Below are 3,171 nucleotides of genomic sequence, written 5' to 3'. Positions count from 1 at the left end.
CTTCCCCGCTCCCCCCCCCCCCCCCCCCCTTTCCTCTTTCCCCCCCCCCCCCCCCCCCCGCGATGAGGCCTGCTCAGGCAACCACGAAGGCCGCCCGATACTCCCCCGGCGTCGCCCCCAACGCCTGCCTGAACCGGTTGCTGAAATGGCTGGCACTGGCAAACCCGCACAGCAACGCCACCTGCCCCAGCGGTAGTTGCCCCAGGCGCAACAGCTCGCACGCTCGGTGCAGGCGCCGGGCCAGCAGGTACTGATGCGGCGGCAAACCGAAGCTCGCCCGGAACATCCGCGCAAAGTGGTATTCGGACAGGTTGCAGCGCAGCGCCAGCTCACCCAGGGTCAGCGGCTGGTCGAGGTTGGCCTCGATGTACTCGACCAACTGCCGGCGCTGGTGCGGCGCCAGCCCGCCCTTGAGTTTCAGCCCCTGGCGCAGCCCCGCCTGGTGCAGCACGGCATGGTCGATGATGGCGTGCCCCAGGCTGCTGGCCAGCAGCCGTTCGCCGGGCTCGGCCCAGTCCAGCTGGATCAGCTGGCGAAAGCGCGCGGCCTGCAAAGGGTCTTCCAGGAAGGTCGCCTCGCGCAGTTGCATCTCCCGTGGCTCACGGTCGAGCAGGCGGGTGCAGCCCAGGGCGAACTGCGCCTCGCTGATGTACAGGTGGGCCAGGCGGATCGAGCCGTTGACCACCCAATTCGACTCGTGGCCGGCGGGCATGATGCACAGCTTGTCAGGCGACCCCTTGTCCGACGGGCGCTGGCGGCGGAAGGTGCCGGTACCGTCGGCGATGTAGCAGGACAGGGTGTGGTGGCTGGGGGCCTGGTAGTCGCGGGCATCGTCACGGTTGCTCCACAACGCCGCCGCCAGCCCGTCGCCCAGGTGCGCGCTCAGCTCCAGGCGGGCGTGGGGGGAGGCGTGCATGGCGTTGAAGACTTGCAGGTGATCGAGTGCGGGCATGGGTGGGTCCTCTGGTGGCCATCGTACTGCGATGGCGAGGGGCTGGCAGCTATCTGTCGAGGAAAAGCGCAAGTTTGTGCAAGCGGGGCAGGGGACGAAGGCCGGACACTGGATTCCTGTGATGTCCATCGCGGGGCAAGCCCGCTCCCACGCCGGTTTTGCGAATTTGGCGTGGGAGCGGGCTTGCCCCGCGATGGGCCTGATGCCCTGGGAGTTCACCATGAACCTGTCGCTCTACCTGCTCACCGTCCTGATCTGGGGCACCACCTGGATCGCCCTGAAACTGCAACTGGGCGTGGTCGCCATCCCGGTGTCGATCGTCTACCGCTTCGCCCTGGCCGGGTTGATCCTGTTCGCCATCCTGCTGCTTACCCGGCGCCTGCAGCCGATGGACAGGCGTGGCCATCTGGTGTGCCTGGCCCAGGGTTTCTGCCTGTTCTGCGTCAACTTCATGTGCTTCCTCACCGCCAGCCAGTGGATCGCCAGCGGCCTGATCGCCGTGGTGTTTTCCACCGCCACCCTGTGGAATGCCCTCAATGCGCGGATCTTCTTCGGCCAGAAGGTTGCCGCCAACGTGCTCGGCGGCGGGGCCATGGGCCTGCTCGGCCTGGGGCTGCTGTTCTGGCCGGAGCTTTCGCACCACGCCGCCAGCCGCGAAACCCTCTACGGCCTGGGCCTGGCGCTGCTCGGCACCTTGTGTTTCTCGGCCGGCAACATGCTCTCCAGCGTGCAGCAGCGGGCCGGGCTCAAGCCCATGACCACCAATGCCTGGGGCATGCTCTACGGCGCGTCGATGCTGGCGGTGTACTGCCTGGTCAGCGGCATCCCGTTCGAGATGGAGTGGAACACGCGCTATATCGGTTCGCTGCTGTACCTGGTGATCCCGGGCTCGGTGATCGGCTTCACCGCCTACCTCACCCTGGTCGGGCGCATGGGGCCGGAGCGCGCGGCCTACTGCACGGTACTGTTCCCGCTGGTGGCGCTGAATGTGTCGGCGTTCGCCGAAGGCTACCAGTGGACGCCGCCGGCGCTGCTGGGGCTGGTGGTGGTGATGGCGGGGAATGTGCTGGTGTTTCGCAAGCCGAAAGCTAGCGTGGGGGCACTTGCTGGAGCGGCCAAGTAGGGCCGCTCCGACCTTATCGCGGGGCACAACGTGGGAGCGGGCTTGCCCCGCGGTAGGGCCGTCAGCTACTAGCTGCGAAACTTCAGCCTTTCCACACCTGCGGATTCACCAGATCCCGCGGCCGCTCGCCCAGCAGCGCCGCGCGCAGGTTGTCGATCGCCCGGTTGGCCATGGCCTCGCGGGTTTCGGCGGTGGCCGAGCCGACGTGGGGCAGGGTGAGGGCGTTGGGCAGCTTGAACAGCGGCGAGTCGGCCAGCGGCTCTTTCTCGTACACGTCCAGCCCGGCGCCACGGATGGTGCCGGTCTGCAGCGCCTCGATCAGCGCCGCCTCATCCACCACCGGCCCGCGCGCGATGTTGATCAGGAACGCGCTGGGCTTCATCAGCTTCAATTCCCGTGCGCCGATCAACTTGCGGGTGGCCTCGGACAGCGGCACCACGATACAGACGAAGTCGGCCTCGGCCAGCAGCTCGTCCAGGCTCCGGAATTGTGCGCCGAGCTCCTGCTCCAGCGCCGCCTTGCGGCTGTTGCCGGCGTACAGCACCTGCATGTTGAAACCGAAGCGGCCACGGCGGGCGATGGCCGCGCCGATGTTGCCCATGCCGACGATACCCAGGGTCTTGCCATGCACGTCGCTGCCGAAGTGCGCCGGGCCCACGGTGGCCTGCCACTGGCCGGCCTTGGTCCAGGCATCGAGCTCGGCGGTACGGCGGGCGCAGCCCATGACCAGGGCGAAGCCCAGGTCGGCGGTGCTTTCGGTGAGCACATCGGGGGTATTGGTCAGGGCGATGCCGCGCTCGTTGAGGTAGGCCAGGTCGTAGTTGTCGTAGCCGACCGAGACGCTCGATACCACCTCAAGCTTGCCCGCGCCTTCGAGCTGCGCGCGGCCGAGCTTGCGGCCCACGCCGATCAGGCCGTGGGCCTCGGGCAGGGCTTCGTTGAACTGGGCGGCGATGTCGCCCAGTTTCGGGTTGGGCAGGATCACGTTGAAGTCTTGCTGCAGGCGCTCGGCCATGGCGGGGGTGATGCGGCTGAAGGCCAGGACGGTCTTTTTCATCGGGCTTCTCTGCAAGGCGGGTGGGGCCTCATCGCGGGG

Annotated in this window: 3 protein-coding genes; 1 reads left to right on the top strand and 2 read right to left on the bottom strand. The window is 67.9% G+C overall.

Annotated elements, in window-relative coordinates:
- Positions 1 to 73 precede the first annotated feature (73 nt).
- A complete protein-coding gene (locus tag ACO6VM_RS16045) occupies positions 74 to 952 on the bottom strand; it encodes a helix-turn-helix domain-containing protein (protein ID WP_401058583.1) in 879 nt (292 codons plus the stop codon).
- A 220-nt stretch (positions 953 to 1,172) separates the two neighbouring features.
- On the opposite strand from ACO6VM_RS16045, the gene ACO6VM_RS16040 reads away from it, so the two are divergent.
- Positions 1,173 to 2,075, top strand: a complete 903-nt coding sequence (locus ACO6VM_RS16040; protein WP_422403527.1) for a DMT family transporter — start codon at positions 1,173 to 1,175, stop codon at positions 2,073 to 2,075.
- Positions 2,076 to 2,157: 82 nt separating this feature from the next.
- Here ACO6VM_RS16040 and ACO6VM_RS16035 read toward each other — a convergent pair whose 3' ends face one another.
- Entirely contained in the window at positions 2,158 to 3,132 is a 975-nt protein-coding gene (locus ACO6VM_RS16035; protein WP_422403526.1) for a 2-hydroxyacid dehydrogenase, read from the bottom strand.
- Between the last annotated feature and the right edge of the window lie 39 nt (positions 3,133 to 3,171).

This window comes from Pseudomonas sp. GZD-209 (assembly GCF_049310485.1).
GTDB classification, from domain to species: domain Bacteria; phylum Pseudomonadota; class Gammaproteobacteria; order Pseudomonadales; family Pseudomonadaceae; genus Aquipseudomonas; species Aquipseudomonas sichuanensis.
The sequence above is the reverse complement of the archived record's forward strand: the minus strand, read 5'-3'. Positions and strand labels throughout refer to the sequence as shown.

Coding starts and splice junctions, on each gene's coding strand:
- ACO6VM_RS16045 (WP_401058583.1), bottom strand. CDS start 952: ATGCCCGCACTCGATCACCTGCAAGTCTTCAACGCCATGCACGCCTCC.
- ACO6VM_RS16040 (WP_422403527.1), top strand. CDS start 1,173: ATGAACCTGTCGCTCTACCTGCTCACCGTCCTGATCTGGGGCACCACC.
- ACO6VM_RS16035 (WP_422403526.1), bottom strand. CDS start 3,132: ATGAAAAAGACCGTCCTGGCCTTCAGCCGCATCACCCCCGCCATGGCC.